This is a genomic window from Aliiroseovarius sp., assembly GCF_965228805.1.
Taxonomy (GTDB): Bacteria; Pseudomonadota; Alphaproteobacteria; order Rhodobacterales; family Rhodobacteraceae; genus JASBTN01.
The window spans coordinates 2,477,321-2,497,166 of the sequence record NZ_CBDDIE010000003.1; the positions used below are offsets into that span (position 1 = coordinate 2,477,321).

Annotated in this window: 17 protein-coding genes; 8 read left to right on the forward strand and 9 right to left on the reverse strand. The window is 63.5% G+C overall.

The features are described from left to right. Positions 1-14 precede the first annotated feature (14 nt). The 3 genes from ACO07D_RS13135 to ACO07D_RS13145 form a co-directional block, all read right to left on the reverse strand. Positions 15-1,226, reverse strand: a complete 1,212-nt coding sequence (locus tag ACO07D_RS13135; protein WP_421703398.1) for a branched-chain amino acid ABC transporter permease — start codon at positions 1,224-1,226, stop codon at positions 15-17. Between the two features lie 3 nt (positions 1,227-1,229). Continuing rightward, on the reverse strand, positions 1,230-2,261 hold the full coding sequence (locus tag ACO07D_RS13140; protein ID WP_421703399.1) for a branched-chain amino acid ABC transporter permease: 1,032 nt from the start codon (positions 2,259-2,261) through the stop codon (positions 1,230-1,232). Between the two features lie 114 nt (positions 2,262-2,375). Next, entirely contained in the window at positions 2,376-3,719 is a 1,344-nt protein-coding gene (locus tag ACO07D_RS13145) for an ABC transporter substrate-binding protein (protein WP_421703400.1), read from the reverse strand. Between the two features lie 220 nt (positions 3,720-3,939). On the opposite strand from ACO07D_RS13145, the gene ACO07D_RS13150 reads away from it, so the two are divergent. The 8 genes from ACO07D_RS13150 to ACO07D_RS13185 all read left to right on the forward strand — a co-directional run bounded on the left by ACO07D_RS13150 (position 3,940) and on the right by ACO07D_RS13185 (position 12,896). After that, positions 3,940-5,232 (forward strand): short-chain fatty acyl-CoA regulator family protein, encoded by a 1,293-nt coding sequence (locus ACO07D_RS13150; protein ID WP_421703401.1) that lies wholly within the window; start codon positions 3,940-3,942, stop codon positions 5,230-5,232. Between the two features lie 122 nt (positions 5,233-5,354). Next, positions 5,355-5,732 carry a response regulator transcription factor gene (locus ACO07D_RS13155; RefSeq protein WP_421703402.1) on the forward strand — a complete coding sequence of 126 codons (378 nt, stop codon included), beginning with the start codon at positions 5,355-5,357 and terminating at the stop codon, positions 5,730-5,732. After that, the gene (locus ACO07D_RS13160; RefSeq protein WP_421703403.1) at positions 5,729-6,040 is read left to right on the forward strand and encodes a hypothetical protein; all 312 of its coding nucleotides are present in this window, start codon (positions 5,729-5,731) and stop codon (positions 6,038-6,040) included. The genes ACO07D_RS13155 and ACO07D_RS13160 overlap by 4 nt, the downstream gene beginning before the upstream one ends. Then, positions 6,040-8,751 carry an ATP-binding protein gene (locus tag ACO07D_RS13165; protein ID WP_421703404.1) on the forward strand — a complete coding sequence of 904 codons (2,712 nt, stop codon included), beginning with the start codon at positions 6,040-6,042 and terminating at the stop codon, positions 8,749-8,751. Before ACO07D_RS13160 ends, ACO07D_RS13165 begins: the two co-directional genes overlap by 1 nt. 74 nt (positions 8,752-8,825) lie before the next feature. Then, entirely contained in the window at positions 8,826-10,040 is a 1,215-nt protein-coding gene (locus ACO07D_RS13170; RefSeq protein WP_421703405.1) for a FliM/FliN family flagellar motor switch protein, read from the forward strand. Between the two features lie 81 nt (positions 10,041-10,121). Beyond that, positions 10,122-10,448 (forward strand): TraR/DksA family transcriptional regulator, encoded by a 327-nt coding sequence (locus ACO07D_RS13175; RefSeq protein WP_421703406.1) that lies wholly within the window; start codon positions 10,122-10,124, stop codon positions 10,446-10,448. A 22-nt stretch (positions 10,449-10,470) separates the two neighbouring features. After that, positions 10,471-10,683, forward strand: coding sequence for a hypothetical protein (locus tag ACO07D_RS13180; protein ID WP_421703407.1), 213 nt, complete (start codon positions 10,471-10,473; stop codon positions 10,681-10,683). A 116-nt stretch (positions 10,684-10,799) separates the two neighbouring features. After that, a complete protein-coding gene (locus ACO07D_RS13185) occupies positions 10,800-12,896 on the forward strand; it encodes a 3-hydroxyacyl-CoA dehydrogenase NAD-binding domain-containing protein (RefSeq protein WP_421703408.1) in 2,097 nt (698 codons plus the stop codon). A 66-nt stretch (positions 12,897-12,962) separates the two neighbouring features. Here the strand turns inward: ACO07D_RS13185 and ACO07D_RS13190 are convergent, their stop codons facing one another. The 6 genes from ACO07D_RS13190 to ACO07D_RS13215 all read right to left on the reverse strand — a co-directional run bounded on the left by ACO07D_RS13190 (position 12,963) and on the right by ACO07D_RS13215 (position 19,625). Next, positions 12,963-15,152 (reverse strand): 3-hydroxyacyl-CoA dehydrogenase NAD-binding domain-containing protein, encoded by a 2,190-nt coding sequence (locus ACO07D_RS13190; protein ID WP_421703409.1) that lies wholly within the window; start codon positions 15,150-15,152, stop codon positions 12,963-12,965. 14 nt (positions 15,153-15,166) lie between these two features. Beyond that, positions 15,167-16,375 (reverse strand): acetyl-CoA C-acetyltransferase, encoded by a 1,209-nt coding sequence (locus ACO07D_RS13195; RefSeq protein ID WP_421703410.1) that lies wholly within the window; start codon positions 16,373-16,375, stop codon positions 15,167-15,169. A gap of 23 nt (positions 16,376-16,398) precedes the next feature. Beyond that, complete coding sequence (locus tag ACO07D_RS13200) at positions 16,399-17,034, reverse strand: glutathione S-transferase family protein (protein ID WP_421703411.1); 636 nt, start codon at positions 17,032-17,034, stop codon at positions 16,399-16,401. Positions 17,035-17,182: 148 nt separating this feature from the next. Then, entirely contained in the window at positions 17,183-17,395 is a 213-nt protein-coding gene (locus tag ACO07D_RS13205; RefSeq protein ID WP_421703412.1) for a hypothetical protein, read from the reverse strand. Between the two features lie 22 nt (positions 17,396-17,417). After that, positions 17,418-19,193, reverse strand: a complete 1,776-nt coding sequence (locus ACO07D_RS13210) for an acyl-CoA dehydrogenase C-terminal domain-containing protein (RefSeq protein ID WP_421703413.1) — start codon at positions 19,191-19,193, stop codon at positions 17,418-17,420. Between the two features lie 33 nt (positions 19,194-19,226). After that, the gene (locus tag ACO07D_RS13215) at positions 19,227-19,625 is read right to left on the reverse strand and encodes a MerR family transcriptional regulator (protein WP_421703414.1); all 399 of its coding nucleotides are present in this window, start codon (positions 19,623-19,625) and stop codon (positions 19,227-19,229) included. Positions 19,626-19,846 lie beyond the last annotated feature (221 nt).

A 19,846-nucleotide genomic window follows, 5' to 3' on the forward strand; every position in this document is an offset into this window, starting at 1 on the left:
CTTTCAGTCTCCTCTTATTCGGCCACGTGGGGCGATTGTTTCGGTTGATGCTCGGGGTCGTCGATGTCCTCGTCCGACTTGCCGCGCTTGAACAGGGCGGCGATCTTCTGACCACCTTCGACCAGGCCACCGGGCAGGAAGATCACGACCAGCATGAACAGCAGGCCCGAGGTCAGGTGCCAGCCGGAGCCGACGAAGTGTTCGGCAACCCAGATGACGAAGCCTTCCAGCCCGTCGGGCAGCCAGCCGAACCAACCGTGCAGGACCTGCTCGTTGATCTTCGAGAAGATGTTCTCGAAGTACTTGATGAAGCCTGCGCCCAGGACCGGGCCCATCATGGTGCCCAGGCCACCCAGGATGGTCATCAGAACAACCTCACCCGAGGCGGTCCACTGCATGCGCTCGGCGCCAGCCAGCGGGTCCATCGCGGCCAGCAGGCCACCGGCCAGACCGGCATACATGCCCGAGATCACGAAGGCCGCCAGCGTGTAGGGACGCGCGTTCAGACCGGTGTAGTTCAGGCGCTGCTGGTTCGATTTGATCGCGCGCAGCATCAGGCCGAAGGGCGAACGGAAGATGCGCAGGCTCAGGTAGAAGGCGGCAATCGCGATCACGGCGCAGAAGTAGTAGCCGTTGTTGAAGGTGAACTCCCAAGCGCCGATGTCGGCGACCCAGAAGTTCTCGCGCATCACGATGCCGAAGAAATGCGGGCTCTGCGGCTCGTTGGCGCCCATCAGGATCTGCACGTCGTCGGTATAGACCTGCAGGCCGGTTTCACCATTGGTGATCGGCGTCAGCACCGAATAGGCCAGGTTGTAGCTCATCTGCGCAAAGGCCAGCGTCAGGATCGAGAAGTAGATGCCCGAGCGGCGCAGTGACACGAAGCCGATCAGCAGGGCGAAGAGGCCCGAGGTGATGATCGCCAGTGGCAACCCGTAGATCACGTTGTAATCCAGCAGTTTGTACATCCACACGACCGTGTAGCTGCCCACGCCCAGGAAGGCCGCGTGGCCGAAGGACAGGTAGCCGGTGAGGCCGAAGAGGATGTTGAAGCCGATGGCGAAGATGCCGAAGATCGCGAAACGCTGCATCAGGTCCGGGTAACCGGCGTTGAACTGCGCCAGGCTTGAGCCTTCGGGGAAGGGTTGCAGAAGGATCGGCGTCAGCAGCGTCAGCGCGATGACGATCAGCAGGAAACGGGTGTCTTTCTTGTTCAGTCCCAGCATGTCTTAGTCCTCCATCACGCCTTTGCGGCCCATCAGGCCACGCGGCCGCGTCAGCAGGATCGCGATGGCAACAAGGTAGATGATGATCTGGTCGATGCCCGGGATCAGCGATTTGATCCAGTTCATCGAGGCGAAGCTTTCAAGGATGCCCAGCATGAAGCCGGCCAGAACGGCGCCGGGCAGGGAGCCCATGCCGCCCACGACGACCACGACGAAGGACAGCACCAGGAAGTCCATGCCCATGTGGTAGTTGGGCGAGTTGATCGGCGCGTACATGACGCCTGCCAGCCCCGCGACTGCGGCGGCCAGGCCGAACATGATGGTAAAGCGCTTGTCGATGTTGATGCCCAGAAGGCCCACCGTCTCGCGATCCGCCATACCGGCACGCACGACCATGCCGAAGGTGGTGAATTGCAGGAAGGCAAAGACCGCGGCGACGATCACGGCGGCGAAGCCGAAGTAGACCATGCGCCAATAGGGGTAGATGATCAGGTTCGGATCAAAGCCCAGCAGCACGCCGAAGTCGAATGAGCCCTTGAAGGCATCGGGCGCACCGGTCTGGATCGGGTTGGCGCCATAGTAGTGCTTGACCAGTTCCTGCAACACGATGGCCAGGCCAAAGGTGACCAGGATCTGGTCGGCGTGGGGACGCTTGTAGAAATGCTTGATCAGGCCGCGCTCCATGACAAAGCCGACCAGCAGCATGATCGGGATCGAAAAGAGGATCGCCAGCGGCACCGACCAGTCGATGATGGCCGCGCCCGTCTCGGGGCCGAACCAGCTTTCGACATAGGGCGTTTTCACCTTCAGGGGATTGCCCAGGAAGTCCGTCTTTTCCGGGTCGATCGTTTCGAAAGACAGGCTCAGCAGGCGCTGCAGCGTGACGGCGCAGAAGGCGCCGATCATGAACAGTGCCCCGTGGGCGAAGTTCACCACGCCCAGGGTGCCGAAAATGAGTGTAAGCCCAAGCGCGATCAGCGCGTAGGCTGAGCCCTTGTCGAGCCCGTTCAGGATTTGAAGAAGGATGGCGTCCATAGTCCCCACCTTTGGATGAAACCGCTCCCCCCGGGTCGCCGTGTGGCGCCGGTCAGGGGTGGTCGCGCGGGGGATGTCCCGCGCGACCGATTGCTTGTGTGACGTGTGTCCGGCTTAGCCGGCGTTGCAGGAGCCCAGATTGCCGCCCGCGAACATCGGGTGTTCCGGATCGTAGGTGACCTGTTCCACCGGGGTGACTTCCACGACTTCCAGAAGGTCGAACTCCGACGTCGGGTTCTCCTTGCCGCGCACGACCAGCACGTCCTTGAAACACTGGTGGTCGTCGGCACGGTAGGTGGTCTTGCCGTTGCCCAACCCGTCGAACTCGAAGCCTTCCAGGGCTTCGGCCACGCCGCAGGGGTTGAAGGTGCCGGCGCGCTCACAGGCGTCAGCATAGAGCAGCGTCTGACAGTAGACCGTGTGGGCGGCCTGCGACGGCGGGAAGCCGTACTTGGTGCCGAAGGACTTCACGAAGGCCTGCGAGCCCTCATCGGTCAGCGACCAGTGCCAGTTGGTCGAGCCCAGGATGCCCTTGATGTTCTCGCCCGCACCACGCGCCATCAGACGCGAGAACAGCGGTACGACGATCTCGAAGTTGCGACCGTTCACCTGCTTTTCACGCAGGCCGAACTGCACGGCGTTGGTCAGCGAGTTCACCATGTTGCCGCCATAGTGGTTCAGAACCAGCACGTCGGCGTCCGTCTGCAGCACCGGGGTGATGTAGGACGAGAAGTCGGTCGCGGCCAGCGGGGTCTTGACCGTGTTGACGGTCTCCCAGCCCAGGGCCTCGGTCGAGGCGACGATCGACTCTTCCTGGGTCCAGCCCCAGGTGTAGTCGGCGGTCAGGTGATAGGCCTTGCGGTCCTTGCCGTAACGCGCGGCCAGCACCGGCGCCAGGGCGGCACCCGACATGTAGGCGTTGAAGAAGTGACGGAAGCCGTTCGCCTTCTTGTCCTTGCCGGTGGTGTCGTTCGAGTGGGTCAGGCCGGCCATGAAGATGACGCCGGCTTCCTGACACAGGCCCTGAACAGCGATCGCCACGCCCGAGGACGAACCACCGGTGATCATCACCGCGCCGTCCTTCTCGATCATCGACTTGGCCGAGGCACGCGCCGCGTCCGACTTGGTCTGGGTGTCGCCGGTCACATATTCGACCTTCTTGCCCAGGATGCCGTTCCCCTGCAGCGCTTTCGAGCTGAAGGTGTTCATCATGCCGCCGTCACCCTCGCCGTTCAGGTGTTCGACCGCAAGCTGGTAGGCGCGCAGTTCATCGGCGCCCTCATCCGCATAGGGCCCCGATTGGGGCACGTTGAAGCCCAGGGTGACCGAGCCGCCGGTCGGCTCGTTCATATAGGCCGCGGCCGACGAGGCGGTGAAGATAGTCGGCAGCGCGACACCGGCACCGGCAACGGCCCCCGACTTCAGCACGCCACGGCGGGTGAGATTCGAGTTGGACATGTAATTCCTCCCTTTGGTGAAGTGTGCCGCAAACCTCCTCCGAATACGGCACAGGCCCTTTTACAGGGCTCTTTCATGTTAGGGGGCGATTGGAAAACCGCGCAACAAATGCTTTTGACGTAACGTTTTTTTTGTAAACAAATCTACTATGCTGTGATAGCATTTGTTAATGAATTTTCGCGCACCCGCAGAAAGTGCCGAGAAATACGGGAAAAAAGCGATGCCACAGTCACGGCTGACCGGTAGCAGAATTCGCGAACGCCGCATGGTGCGGGGCATAAGGCAGGCCGATCTGGCCCGCACTGTGGGAATTTCGCCTGCCTACCTCAATCTGATCGAACACAATAGGCGCAGAATCGGCGGCAAGTTGCTGGTGGACATTGCGCGGGAACTGGGCGCCGAGCCTATCAGTCTGACCGAAGGGGCCGAAGCCGCGCTGCTGGGGGCTCTGCGCGATGCCGCCGGGCGGCGTCCGGGTCTGGAGGTGGAGCTCTCCCGAACCGAGGATTTTGCCGGGCGTTTTCCCGGCTGGGCGGGGTTGGTCGCGGCGCAGCATGGGCGGATCGAGGAGCTGGAGCGTCTGGTCGAAAGCCTGTCCGACCGGCTGACCCACGACCCGCATCTCGCGGCCTCGCTGCACGAGGTTCTGTCCACCGTGACCGCGATCCGTTCGGCGGCGTCGATCCTGACCGACACCACGGACATCGATCCGGACTGGCAGGCGCGGTTCCTGCGCAATGTGGGCGAGGACAGTGCGCGGTTGACAGACAGCGCACAGGGGTTGGTTGATTATCTTGAGGCGGGCAGCGACGTCGAGGAGACGCCAATCTCGCCGCAAGAGGAGGTCGCGGCCTTCCTGGATGGTGCCGGCTTTCACATCCCCGCGCTGGAAAGCGGCGAGGGGGATCCGGAAGCCATGGCCGAGGCCTCGGATGCGCTGCACAGTTCCGCCGCGCGTGACATGGCGGCGCGGATGTTGGCGCGCTACCAGGCTGATGCGCGCAACATGCCGGGCCCGCGTTTCGCTGCTGCCTGGGCGCAGAGCCGCGATCCCGGCCAGGTCGCCGCGCGGTTCCATGTCGATCTGGCGGCCGTGCTGCGTCGGGTGGCGGCGTTGAAGAACGGCCCGACCTGTGGGCTGGTGATCTGTGATGGTTCCGGCGCGCTCAGTTTCCGCAAACCGGTCGACGGGTTCGCGATCCCGCGCTTTGGCACCGGTTGCCCGCTCTGGCCGCTGTACCAGGCTTTGGCGCGCCCGTCGCAGCCCATTCGCGCGCGGGTCGAGATGCCGGGGCGCACGCCGCGCCGCTTCACCTGCCTGGCAATCTGCCAGCCCCAGGCCGCGCCCAGTTTTGACGCCCCACCGGTATTTGAGGCCACGATGCTGATCCTGCCCGAAGACCCGATGGCCGAAGGCGAACCGGGGCTGCCCGTGGGCGGGTCCTGTCGGGTCTGTCCGCGCGACGGATGCAGTGCGCGGCGAGAACCCTCGATCCTGTCCGGGCGGGGCTGATGACAGGTCGGCCAACCGCCCACTAATACGCCAAAAAACCATGTTCGCTTTTGACATGCGCCCCCGCATTGGGGATAGTCAGGCGAACGGGACATGCCGTCCACGTCCATGGGGAGGGACAGATGGGCAAAAAGGTTCTTGTCATCGAGGACGAACCAAACATCGTCGAAGCCATCAGCTTCATCCTCAGCCGCGATGGCTGGGACGTATCAACCCACGCCAATGGTGAAACCGCCGCCGATACCGTGCGCGGGGGGGCGCCCGACGTGCTGATCCTTGACGTGATGCTGCCCGGCCGGTCCGGTTTCGAAATCCTGCAGGAGCTGCGCGGGGAAGAGGCCACCGCGAATCTGCCGGTTCTGATGTTGACCGCGCGTGGGCAGAAGAAGGACCGTGAATTGGCCGATCGTCTGGGCGTGACCCGCTTCATGACCAAGCCCTTCGCCAATGCAGACGTGCTGGAGGCCGTGCGCGAATTGGCCGGCAAGCCTGCCTCGTGAGCGCCGGGCGCGAACCGCTTTTCCTGGCCCGCCAGACTTATCGCCGTCGCCGGGTGGCCGACGCGGCCCGCCTGCTGCCGCTTCTTGGCGTGCTTCTGTTCATGCTGCCGCTTCTGGGCGCGGCCGGGGCAGGGGACGGAGGGGCCGAGACCGGCCAGACCTCGGCCGGGGGGATCTACATCTTTGCCGTCTGGGCGGGGCTAATCCTGGCGGCCGCGCTGTTGTCGCGGCCCCTGTCGGCAAGTAATCCGGTGCCCGGTGCGCCGGGGGATGACCCGGCAACACGTGACCTGGAGGGGCGCAGCTGATGCTGGGCTACAACCTGCTGGTCCTGGTCTGCCTGCTCTACGTGGCCACATTGTTCATCGTGGCCTATGGCGCGGATAAGCGCGCGCGCGAGGGGCACGAGGGCGCCGCCTGGCTGCGTGGTCCCTGGGTCTATACCCTGTCGCTGTCGGTTTATTGCACCGCCTGGACCTTCTACGGCGCGGTGGGCTACGCCGCCCGCAGCGGGCTGGAGTTCGTCACCATCTACCTGGGGCCGACCCTGATCATGGTCGGCTGGTGGTGGCTATTGCGCAAGCTGGTGAGGATCGGGCGGGCGCAGCGCATCACCTCGGTCGCTGACCTGATTTCCTCCCGCTATGGCAAGTCGAACCTCTTGGGCGTGATCGTCACGCTCCTGGCGGTGATCGGCACCACGCCCTATATCGCGCTGCAGCTGCAATCGGTCACCCTGTCCTTCGCCGTCTTTGCCGCCGAACGCGGGCCCGGCGCAGGTGGTGGGGTAATGCCCGAATTGCCCGACCTCAACGCCACTGCGCTCTGGGTTGCGGCAGGGCTGGCGGTGTTTACCGTCGCCTTCGGCACCCGCAACCTGGATGCCAACGAGCGTCACCACGGCGTGGTCACCGCCATCGCGGTCGAGGCGGTGGTGAAACTGGTCGCGCTTCTGGCGGTCGGTGTCTTTGTTGTCTGGGGCGTCGCGGGCGGCCCCGGAGAGATCGCGCGCACCATCGACACCTCGGCCATCGCCGACTGGCAGATCCGTCCCGGCCGGTGGGTCAGCCTGACCTTCCTGTCCGCCGCCGCCTTCCTGACCCTGCCGCGAATGTTCCAGGTTCTGGTGGTGGAAAACGTGGATGAACGCCAGCTGGCTACCGCCTCCTGGGCCTTCCCTGCCTACCTCTTCGCGATGAGCCTTTTCGTGGTGCCGATTGCGGTGGTGGGGCTGAACATCCTGCCCGAGGGCGCCAACCCCGACCTGTTCGTCCTGACCGTACCGCTACACTTCGAGAAGGAAAGCCTGGCCATGCTCTCCTTCCTCGGCGGTTTCAGCTCGGCCACGTCGATGGTTATCGTCGCGGCCATCGCGCTGTCGACGATGGTATCAAACCATATCGTCATGCCGATCTGGCTGAGCCTGCGCAGCGAAGGTGCGGCGATGTCCGGCGACGTGCGCAATCTGCTTCTGGTCTCGCGCCGCCTGTCGATCGCCGGGGTGCTGCTGCTGGGCTATCTCTATTTCCGCGTTTCGGGCGGCGGGGCAGCCCTGGCCGCGATCGGCCTCATTTCCTTCGCGGGCGTTGCCCAAGTGCTGCCCGCACTCTTGGGCGGCATCTTCTGGCGCGGTGCCTCGCGCAACGGCGCTGCGGCAGGATTGGTCGGTGGGTTTATCGTCTGGGCCTATTGCCTGTTCCTGCCCAGCTTCGGCCCGGACGGCATCATGTCCGCCGAGCTTCTGGCCCAGGGGCCTTGGGGCGTGGACTGGCTACGCCCGCAGGCGCTCTTCGGTCTCGATATCATGGACCCGCTGGTACATGCGCTGTTCTGGTCCATGGTGGTCAACACTGCCCTGTTCCTGACCGTCAGCCTGATGAGCTTTCCGAACCCGCTGGAACGGCTGCAAGGCGCACAGTTCGTCAATGTATTCGAGCATTCCGGCTCGACCCGCGGCTGGACCCAAGGTCGCGCCCAGACCGAAGATTTGATGATCATGGCGCAGCGCATCATGGGGCCCAGCGAGGCCCAGGCCCTGTTCGAGGAACAGGCTGCCGCGCAGGGCAAGGAGGGATTCCTGCCCGAACCCACCCCGGGCTTCATCGAGCTTCTGGAACGCGAGTTGTCGGGCTCGGTCGGGGCGGCCACGGCCCATGCGATGGTCGGCCAGATCGTTGGCGGGGCGTCTGTCTCGGTCGAGGATCTGATGGCGGTGGCTGACGAAACCGCGCAGATGCTGGAATATTCCTCGCGCCTTGAAGTGCAGTCCGAGGAACTGACCCGCACCGCCCGCCAGCTGTCCGAGGCGAACGAGAAACTGACACAGCTGTCTATCCAGAAGGATGCCTTCCTCAGCCAGATCAGCCACGAGCTGCGCACGCCGATGACCTCGATCCGGTCCTTTTCCGAGCTGCTGCGTGACGGCGACATGGATCCGGAGGCCAGCCGCCGTTTCAGCTCGATCATCCATGACGAGGCGCTGCGCCTGACCCGCCTTCTGGATGACCTTCTGGACCTGTCGGTGTTGGAGGCGGGCCACGTGACCTTGCACCCGCAGCCCGACAACCTGCGTTCGGTGTTGGATCGTGCGGTGGCTGCCACCACTTCGGTCGGCGAGGCTGCGGTGATCGAGATCCGGCGCAAGGGCATCTACGAGGATGTGGCGATCCATACGGACACCGACCGGCTGGCTCAGGTCTTCATCAACCTGATTGCCAATGCGATCAAATATTGCGATGCCGACAAACCGCGTCTGAAGATTCACGTGACCCATCGCGGTGATCGTTTGCATGTGGATTTCATCGATAATGGATCGGGAATTCCCAAGCAGAGCCAATCGGTTATCTTCGAAAAATTCTCACGCTTGTCGGATCAGGCCAAGGCGGGGGGCGCCGGGCTGGGCCTGGCGATCTGCCGCGAGATCATGGACAAGCTGGGCGGCAAGGTCTCCTACCTGCCGGGGCAAGGGGGGGCGGCGTTCCGCGTGAGCTTGCCGCGCGCGCCTTTGGGCGCTGGGTAATCGCAAACCTAAACCATTTGTAAACCTTGTGATGTCACATCTGGAGGGGATGAACTGTCCTGGTGAGCATAGGCATGAGTGACGAGACCGAGCTCAGCGCAATGCGGCGCAAGGCGGGGGCCGGGCGCCCTCCGCCCGAGATCGGGCGCACCACGGCCGCGACCGCGCTGCGCGTGGCCGTGGCACAGGCGGCCGAAGATGTGGCGGCCCTGGTGGCCCTGGCCGCCGCGGTGAAGGAAGACCGCGTGGTGCGCGACGGGTTCATCGACGCCTTGCCGGAACACGCGCTCTTGGCGCTTTGCGGGGATGAGGCCGGGCGCTTCGGCATGGTCGTGATGGATCCGCAGGCCCTGGCCGCGCTGATCGAGATCCAGACAACCGGCCGCGTGGTGCCGCATAAGGCCGAACCGCGCGCGCCAACCCGCACGGATGCCATCCTCTCTGCCGATTTCATCAACCGGATGTTGGAGCTGTTCACCGAACTGGTGGCAGAGGCCGATCTGCCGGTCCTGCCCGCGATCGAGGGGTTTCGCTATGCGCTGCCGCTGGCTGACACGCGGGCGGTGTCGATGACGCTAGAAGACATCCCCTACCGGCAATACACATTGACCATGGACCTGGGCAGCGGTGCGAAGGAAGGGCAGTTGCAACTGCTATTCCCCTTCGATCCGCCACGCCGTGCAAGCATAGCTCGGGGCGCGGATGATGGGGAAACCGTGGGTGAGGCGGTCATGGACACTCAGGCCGAGATGCACGCGGTTCTGCATCGCCTGGAATTGACCTTGAACGAAGTTGTCGCGCTTGAGGTCGGTGCGCTCGTGCCCGTGCCCCGCGCCGCTCTGAGCCGGGTCACCCTGGAAGGCGTGACCGGGGCCGAGATTTCCTCGGGCCGACTGGGCCAGGTTGGCGGGCACCGGGCCGTGCGGATCAGTGATGAACTGCCGGATGAGGCGGCCGTGGAAGCAGGACTGCCAGCCACCGACGCCGTGTCTGCCATGCCGCCGGGTGCTGCCATGCCTGCGATGCCCGACATACCGCCGGCGCCCGAACTTGGCGCGCCCGATGCCTTGGCGGGGTTGGGCGAAGCCGCAGAGGCTGACGCGCTTCCCCCGCTCGGTGCCGGGGACCTGCCGCCACTGGGCGATGGGGGTGGTCTGCCCCCGCTTGAGGCGGGGGGCTTGCCGCCTCTCGGTGGTGGCGAGCTTCCTCCTCTGGGGGGGGACGGTGACCTGCCGCCGCTCGATATTGCGCCGATGGCGATGGAGGGGCTGCCTGAGCCGGTGGGCTGATCCACGGTCCCGCTGTTGACCTGCATCAAGGCTTTGCGCGACAGTTTTGGGCAAACTGTTGATGATTACAGGAGATTTGCAATGATTGACGTGGGCAAATACCGCAGCATCCTTGAAGCGCGCCTGGAAGAGCTGAAAGCTCTGTTGCAGGAGATCGACAAGGAGCTGGACAGCCATCAGTCCAAGGACTGGGAGGAATTGGCAGTCGAACGGGAAGGTGACGAGGTGTTGGAGCGCCGCGGAACCGATGCCCAGGCCGAAATTGCCAAGATTCGCGCGGCCCAGGCCCGGATGGAAGAGGACGAGTTCGGCTATTGTGTTGAATGTGGGGATGAAATCGCCGAGGAGCGGCTGGAGGTGGTGCCCCATACTCCCTTCTGTCGCAAATGTGCTGCAAAGCACGGCTAGACATTTGACGGAGGAGGAGAACATGGCATTTGAGGAGATGAAGGCGGCGGTCGCCAATATTCTGGATGAGATCGCCAAGCGGCCACAGGACCGGCATGTGCTGCAGGAACAGTTGCGCGAGAAGATTGCCGAGTTCGAAGCAATGGGCCTGCCGGTGCCGGAAGACTACCTGCGTCTGGTCGATGAACTGGACGATGATGACGCCGACGACCTGTTCGACAACATGCCGGTCTGACCGGGCGATCCTGCCTGATATTTCAGCGGGGCAACCGCCCGCGCAAGTCGCGGGCGTTTTCATGTTTGCCAAAGACGCTTGGGCAATTAAGTTGCGTCCAGCACCGAGGAGGGGACATGAACGACCACGTTACATATGAGGTCCAGGACGGCGTTGCCGTGCTGACCATCGCGCATCCACCTGTAAACGCTCTATCTTTTTCTGTCCGTAGCGGTTTGTTCGATGCGGTGGAACGCGCTGATTCAGACCCGACCGTGCGGTCGGTATTGATTCGGGCAGATGGGCGCACCTTTCCTGCAGGCGCTGATGTGCGCGAATTTGGCAAACCGCGCGCGAAGCCGATACTGTCGACCGTAGTGGCCCGGATCGAGGCTTGTTCAAAGCCCGTGGTCGCCGCTGTGCAGGGCACCGCGCTGGGCGGCGGGTTCGAGATCGCCCTGGGCGCGCATTACCGTCTTGCCGACCGAAAGGCACGCTTCGGTCTGCCCGAAGTGGGGCTTGGCGTGCTGCCCGGTGGCGGCGGAACACAACGCGTGCCACGAATTACCGGCGCAGGTCCCGCGCTGGATCTGATGCTGTCGGGCAAGCCAATCACCGCCGAGAAGGCCAGCGACCTGGGCTTGGTCGATGCTTTGGTCGATGGGGACGTCGCGACCGCCGGTTTTGCCTTTGCCCGTGATCTGGCAGACAAGGGTGCTGCGCCGCGCCCGACCTGCGAACGCCGCGATGGGTTCAACGATGTTGCCACCTACAGCGCGGCCATCGCCGTGCGTAGGGTGGAGGCCGCCAAGTCGTCTCTGGCTGCGCCGGGCAAGATTGTCGATTGCGTAGAAGCCGCGATGCTGCTGCCGTTCGAGACCGGGATCGCAATGGAACGCGCCGCCTTCGATGACTGCGAGAACTCGGAAGGCGCGAGATCCTTACGGCACGCCTTCTTCGCCGAACGCCGTGCCGCCAAGGTTCCGGAACTGGACGGCGCCACCCTGCGCGAGGTGAACACGATCGGCGTGGTCGGCGCGGGCACCATGGGCACCGGCATTGCGGTGGCCTGCCTGGATGCTGGCTTCCCGGTCACCCTGGTGGAACGCGACGATGAAGGGTTGGTGCGCGGGGTCGAAAGGATCGACGCGATCTATGAGCGTTCCCTGACCAAGGGCCGTATCGACGAGGCCACGCGAGACCTGCGCATGGGGCTGCTCTCTGGTACGACGCGGATGGAAGATCTGGGCCGCGTCGACCTGGTGATCGAAGCGGTGTTCGAAGAGACCTCGGTCAAGGAAGGGGTCTTTGCCCAGTTGGACGGGGTGATGAAACCGGGCGCGATCCTGGCGACGAACACGTCATATTTGGACATCAATTCCCTGGCGGCGACGATTTCACGGCCCGAGGATGTGGTGGGCTATCACTTCTTCTCACCCGCCAACATCATGAAATTGCTGGAAATCGTGGTGGCGGACAAGACGGATCCGAATGTCGTCGCCACAGGGTTTGCTCTGGCAAAGAAGCTGCGCAAGGTGCCGGTGCGGGCGGGCGTGACGGATGGGTTTATCGGCAACCGCATCCTTGCGGCCTACCGGCTGGCAGCGGATTTCATGCTTGAGGACGGTGCGACACCTGCCCAAATCGACGCTGCGATGCGCGCCTATGGCTTTCCGGTCGGCCCTTACCAGGTGCTGGACATCGCCGGGCTCGACATCAGCTGGGCGCGGCGCAAACGGCTCGCGGCAACGCGCGATCCGGCACACCGTTATGTGACGGTCGGCGACACGCTCTGCGAACGCGGCTGGTTCGGGCAGAAATCGGGGCGCGGCTATTATCTTTATGACGAGGGCAGCCGAGTAGGACGCGAAGACCCGGAGGTGCTGCAGGTTATCGCCGAGGCACGGGCAGCCAAGGGGATCACCCCGCGTTCTTTCACGACGGAAGAGATCCAAGCGCGATGCCTGGGCGCCATGGCCAACGAGGGGGCACGGCTGTTGGAAGAGGGTGTCGCACTGCGACCCTCGGACATCGATGTGGTGCTATTCTATGGCTACGGCTTTCCGCGCTGGCGGGGCGGGCCGATGATGGCGGCCGATTTGCGCGGCTTGCTGGTGGTCGAGAACGAACTGAAATCCTGGGTGGAGGAAGCCCCGGAGTTCTGGACGCCCTCACCGCTCTGGGATGAGCTGGTGAAGAATGGGCGCCATTTCGCGGATATGAATGGCGACTGAACCATTCAGCGATACAAAAGAAAACGCCCGCCGACTTGGCGGGCGTTTCTGTTTTCATCGGTCGGATCAGGCGGCGAAGCGGCTGTAGAACCCGTCGCCCTTGACGGCCATGTCGCGCAGGGTCTCGGGCGTGGTGAAGCGCGCGCCGTGCTGTTCGGTCAGGCCATCACAGATCTCGACCGCTTTTTCGGCACCAATCATGTCCAACCAGCTCAACGGGCCGCCCGACCAGGGGGCGAAGCCCCAGCCCAGGATGGCGCCCACGTCGCCTTCACGAATGTCCATCAGCACACCTTCCTCCTGGGCGCGCACGGCTTCCAGCACCTGGGCCATCATCAGGCGGTGCTGGACTTCGGTCAGGTCGGGCTGATCCTTGGCCAGCGGATATTTTGCGGCCAGGCCTTCCCAGAGCTGCGTGCGCTTGCCCTTGGCGTCATAGTCGTAGAAGCCCGCGTTCGCCTTGCGACCCAGACGGCCTTCGTCGAACATCCAGAACACCACCTCATCCACCGCTGTGTCCGGATAGGCATCGCCCATCGCCGCGCGGGTGGCCTTGGCGATCTTGACGCCCAGGTCGATGGAAGTCTCGTCGACCAACTGCAGCGGCCCAACCGGGAAGCCCAGAAGGCGGGCGGCCCCTTCGACAAGAGCTGGGGCAACACCCTCGCCGACCATGCGGATCCCCTCGTTGATGTAAGGAATGATGCAGCGGTTGGCGTAGAAGAACCGCGCGTCGTTCACCACGATCGGCGTCTTGCGGATCTGGCGCACGTAATCCAGCGCCTTGGCCGTGGCGCGGTCGCGGGTTTCCTTACCCTTGATGATCTCGACCAACATCATCTTCTCGACCGGCGAGAAGAAGTGAATGCCGATAAACTGCTCCGGCCTCGCGCTTGCCTTGGCCAGGTCGCTGATCGGCAGGGTCGAGGTGTTGGTGGCGAAGATGCAATCCTCGCCCACCACGGCCTCGACCTTCTGGGTCATCTCGGCCTTCACTCCCGGGTCTTCGAAGACCGCCTCGACGATCAGGTCGCAGCCCTTCAGCGCGTCCAGGTCGGTGGTCGCGTTGATCAGACCCAGCAGGGCCTCTTTCTTCTCGGGCGTGGCCTTCTTGCGGGCGATGCCCTTGTCCATATACGCCTCGGAATAGGCTTTGCCCTTGTCGGCGGCTTCCTGGTTCTGGTCGATCAGCACGACTTCGATCCCGGCCTTGGCGGATACAAGCGCGATGCCAGCCCCCATCATGCCCGCGCCCAACACGCCGACCTTCTTGACCGACTGGTCCGGCACATCAGCCGGGCGCACCGCGCCTTTCTCCAGCGCCTGTTTGTTGATGAACAGCGACCGGATCATCGCCGAGGACGAGGGGTTCATCAGCACGTTGACGAACCAACGGCATTCCACGCGCAGGGCGTCGTCGAAGGGCACCATCGCGCCTTCATAAACCGCGGCCAGCAGGGCCTTGGCGGCCGGGTAGACGCCGTTGGTCTTGCCGTGGATCATCGCGGCGGCACCGACGAAGGTCTGGAAACCGGCCGGGTGATAAGGCGCCCCACCGGGCATCTTGTAGCCCTTGGCGTCCCAGGGTTTGACGATGTCCGCATCGGTGGCGCTCAGCACCCATTCCTTGGCGCGGGCCTGCAGTTCATCCGCCGGAACAACCTCGTCGATCAGACCGGCGGCCTTGGCCTTGTCCGGGCTGACGGTCTTGCCCTCCAACAGGAACGGAGCCGCCGACATGGCGCCCATCTTGCGCACAAGGCGGGTGGTGCCACCGGCGCCGGGGAAGATGCCGACCATGATCTCCGGCAGGCCAATCTTGGCCTTCGGATTGTCTGCCGCAATGATGCGGTGACAGGCCAGAGGGATCTCCAACCCGATGCCAAGCGCGATACCGGGCAGGGCGGCGATGATCGGCTTGCCGCCTTTGTTTGTCTTCGGATCCATGCCCGCGCGCTCAATCTTGCGCAGGCCCTTGTGCATCGACATGATCCCGTCAAACAGGCCCTGGGCCGGATTGTCGCCCGCGCTTTCCTTCATCTTGGCGATGACATTCAGGTCCATGCCCCCGGCGAAATCCTTCTTCGCCGAGGTGATGATTACGCCTTTCACGGCCTCGTCGGCCAGGGCGCTGTCGATATGGGCGTCCAGCTCGCGCATGCCTTCCATCGACAGCACGTTCATGGACTTGCCGGGCAGGTCCCAGCAGATGGTGGCGACGCCGTCGGCGTCAACGGAATAGTTGAAATCAGCCATGTGTCGTCTTCCTCTTACACGCGTTCGATGATGGTTGCGGCACCCATGCCCGAGCCGATGCAGAGCGTGGCCAGGCCGGTTTCCTTGTCGGACCGTTCCATTTCGTCCAGCAGAGCGCTCAGGATCATCGCGCCGGTGGCACCCAGAGGGTGGCCCATGGCGATCGCGCCGCCGTTCACGTTGACCTTGTTCGTGTCGGCGTCAAAGGCCTGGATGAAGCGCAGCACGACCGAGGCGAAAGCCTCGTTCACTTCGAAGAGGTCGATGTCGGCAAAGCTCATGCCGGCCGCCTGCAAAACACGTTCGGTGGCGGGCACGGGGCCGGTCAGCATGATTGTCGGATCGGTCCCGACCTTGGACGTCGCGCGAATACGCGCACGCGGTTTCAGCCCGTTTTCTTCGCCGAACTCCTTGTTGCCGATCAGCACGGCGGCAGAGCCATCGGCGATGCCCGACGAGTTGCCCGCGTGGTGCACGTGGTTCACACGCTCCAGATGCGGGTATTTCAGAAGGGCCACGGCGTCAAAGCCCGGCATCGCCTCGCCCATCGCCTTGAAGGACGGGTTCAGGCCGCCAAGGGTCTGCATCGTGGTTTCGCGGATCATCTCGTCCTGGTCCATGATGGTCAGGCCGTTCTGGTCGCGCACGGTATAGACCGACTTCTTGAAGTTCCCGGCCGCGCGCGCCGCGGCGGCGCGTTTCTGGCTTTCGACCGCATAGGCATCGCAGTCATCGCGCGAGAACCCGTATTCGGTGGCGATGATGTCGGCGGAAATGCCCTGCGGCACGAAATAGGCTTTCATCGCCAGGTGCGGATCAGCGGCAATCGCGCCACCGTCCATGCCCATGGGCACGCGGGACATGCTTTCCACGCCGCCGGCAATATAGGCCTTGCCGGCGCCGCCCTTGACCTGGTTCGCGGCCATGTTCACGGCCTCCAGGCCGGAGGCGCAGAAACGGTTGATCGAGACGCCGGGGATGCGTTCATCCAGGTCGGAATAGAGCACTGCCGAGCGCGCCAGGCAGGCACCCTGTTCGCCAACCTGGGTGACATTGCCCCAGATCACGTCTTCGACCGCGTGGCCGGTGAGGTTGTTGCGCGTGGCCAGTTCGTTCAGGGTAATCGCCGACAGGCGCACGGCGGTGACTTCGTGCAGCGTGCCGTCCTTCTTGCCCTTGCCACGCGGGGTGCGCACGGCGTCATAGATATAGGCTTCGGTCATTCGTCGAATTCCTTCCGTGGGGATCAGGCGCGGTCCGCGGGGGAACCGGGCATCAGGTCATAGGGGTGTTTCCAGCCGGGCAGGGCGGAAATACGGTCCAGCCAGGCGTTGATATTGGGCCAGTCGGCGCGGTCGAAGCCGAAGGGCTCCGGGTAAAACAGGTAGCCGCAGCAGGAGATGTCGGCGATGGTCACGTCATCGCCCACCAGCCAGTTCTTGTCGGCCAGCTCGGTTTCCAGCACTTTATACGCGGCTTTCAGGCGGCCCTGGTTGAAGGCGATGACCTCGGCCGGGCGCTTGTCTTCGGGGATGAAGTTCATCAGGAACCGGGTCATGCCGATCTGCGAGGACATCTTGTGATTGTCCCAGAACTGCCAGCGCAGCACCTCGCGGCGCTCGGCGGCAGACTTGCCGCCCAGCTTGCCGGACTTGGAGCTGACATAGTCCTGGATCACCCCCGATTGCGACAGGGTCACGTCGCCGTCAACCATCACGGGCACCTCGCCCATCGGATTGATCTCGCGGAACTCGGGGCTGCGCGCCTCGCCGCCGAAGAAGTCGACATAAACGGGCTCCCAGTCGAGGCCTGAGAGTTCCAGGGCCAGCGCCGCCTTGTAGGCATTGCCGCTTTCGCCGAAGCAGTAGAGTTTGATCGTCATGTGGTCCTCCCAGTCTCACGCGCAGAACCGGGGGGGTCACCCCCCCGGACCCCCGTGGGATATTTTAGGAAAGATGAAAGGGGGCGTGCTTTCAACTTTCGTAAAATATCCCCGCCGGAGGCTCCCGAAGGAGCCCCCGGCGCAGGTGTCAGCGTTTGCGCGTATCCAGCTCCGCGTTGAACAGGCGCAGACGCGCGGTCAGGTTTTCCTGATCCGTCACGCTGTCGAAATGTTCGAACAGGAAGGACAGCGCCTCGCCCTCGTCCAACCCGGCCTCATTCGCGAAGCGTTTGAGGCGGCGATAGCCGTCCTCGGTCATCGCGCAGGGGAAGCGACGGGTCAGGCGGAAACGTTTGGGCATCTTCTGTCCTTTCTGTCGTGTCTCAGAACGCGTCGGCGTCCAGCGCCATCACCGGATCCGCGCCGCTTTCGATACGGGCCAGGTGCATGGCGCAGGCGGGCAGGCGACGGGCCATATAGTAGCGGGCGGTCGTCAGTTTCGTCTCGTAGAACGCGGCGTCATCGGCGCCGTTTGCCAGCGCCCCCAGCGCGGCCTTTGCCATGCGCGCCCACATCAGACCCAGGCAAACATGACCGAAGAGGTGCATGAAGTCATAGGAACCCGCCAGCGCGTGGTTGGGGTTCTTCATGCCGTTCTGCATGAAATACATGCCCGCCGATTGCAACTGTTTCGAGGCGCCCTTCAGCGGTTCGATGAACTCCTCCATGCCCTCGACATCGCTGTTTTCCTTGCAGAAATCCTTGACGAGGTCAAAGAAGGCCATGACGTGTTTGCCGCCGTCCTGGGCCAGCTTGCGCCCCACCAGATCCAGCGCCTGTACACCGTTCGCGCCTTCGTAGATCATTGCGATGCGAGCGTCGCGGGTGAACTGGCTCATGCCATGTTCTTCGATATAGCCATGACCGCCATAGATCTGCTGCGCGAGCACGGTCATGTCATAGCCCTGGTCGGTCAGGAAACCCTTGAGCACGGGAGTCAGCAGGCTGACCAGCCCGTCCGCGTCCTTGTCATGGGCGCGATGCGCAGCGTCGATCATCTGCGCGCCCCAGTAGAGGAAGGCGCGTCCGCCCTCGACAAAGCTCTTTTGATCCATCAGTGAGCGACGGATGTCCGGGTGCACGATCAGCGGATCAGCCGGGCCGTCGGGGTTTTTGACGCCGGTGACGTCGCGGCCCTGCAGGCGGTCCTTGGCGTAGTCGACGGCGTTCTGATAGGCGGCCTCGGCCTGGGCCATGCCCTGCATCGCAACGCCCAGGCGGGCTTCGTTCATCATGGTGAACATGGCGCGCATGCCCTTGTGCATGTCACCCAGCAGATAGCCGGTCGCCTCATCGTAGTTCATCACGCAGGTCGAGTTGCCGTGGATGCCCATCTTCTTTTCAATGTTGCCAACGGACACGCCATTGCGCGAGCCGACGGAGCCGTCCTCGTTCACGTCGAACTTGGGCACGATGAACAGGGACACGCCCTTGATGCCCTCGGGTCCACCGGGGATCTTGGCCAGCACCAGGTGGATCACGTTGTCCGACATGTCGTGGTCACCGGCTGAGATGAAGATCTTCTGCCCCGACACCTTGTACGATCCATCGCCCTGCGGTTCGGCCTTGGTGCGCATCAGGCCCAGGTCGGTGCCGCAATGGGGTTCGGTCAGGTTCATGGTGCCGGTCCATTCGCAGGACACCATCTTGGGTAGGTAGGTTTCCTTCTGCTCCTCGGTGCCATGGGCCAGGATGGCGCTCGCGGCGCCATGGGTCAGGCCCTGGTACATGGTAAAGGCCTGGTTGGCGGCGGAGAACATCTCGCCCACCGCGGTGCCCAGCAGCACCGGCATGTTTTGGCCGCCGAACGCCTCGGGCATGTCCAGCCCAGTCCAGCCACCTTCTTTCATCTGCTCAAACGCGTCCTTGAAGCCGGTCGGCGTGTAGACCACACCATTTTCCAGGCGGCAGCCCTCGTGGTCACCCACGGTGTTCAGCGGGGTCAGCACTTCGGAGGCCAGCTTGCCGGCTTCTTCCAGAACGGCGGAGGTGAAGGAGGGCTCCAGCTCGTCATAGCCGGGGATGTCGCTTTCATGGGCTTTCAGCACGTCGTGCATCAGAAAGGCCATATCTTTGGTGGGCGCGGTGTAGGTGGGCATGCGTCGCGTATCCTTGTTGGTCTTGTCAGGCCGTTACTGAGCGGCGTCGTCGTTTTCGAAAGAGGCGATCATCTGGGCGCCCCATTCCAGCTGTTCCTTGAGGTCGGCAATGGCCACGTCCAGCTCCTCGCGCTGTTTCTCCATTGTCTCCAGATGGGTCTGGGCGATCTCGAAGGTCTTGCGCAGCTGGGTCTGCTGTTGGTCGCCCATGTCATAGAGGTCGAGCAACTGGCGGATCTCTTCCAGCGCAAAGCCGAAACGCTTGCCGCGCATGATCAGCTTCAGGCGTGCGCGATCGCGTTTGGTGAAGAGGCGCTTCTGCCCCTCCCGGATCGGCGAGAGCAGCTCTTTCGCTTCGTAGAAGCGCAAGGTGCGGGCGGTTACGCCATAGGCGTCGCACATCTCGCGAATGGTCATCAGGTCATCGGTCATCGTTGTCTCCGATATCGAATGCGGGTGCCCCGGTTGCGGGGGTATACCCATGCCTACACTACGACTTTACGTTGACGTAAATGTAACGTGACGTCAAAATTTTCAGCGACGGAACGTCAGTTTCGGCCAAAATTGGCTGACGTAAGGGCAGTTCGGTCCTGACAACAGGCGAAATCACCCGAAAGCAGCGCTTTGGGCGTCGAATCATGTGAATCGGTTGA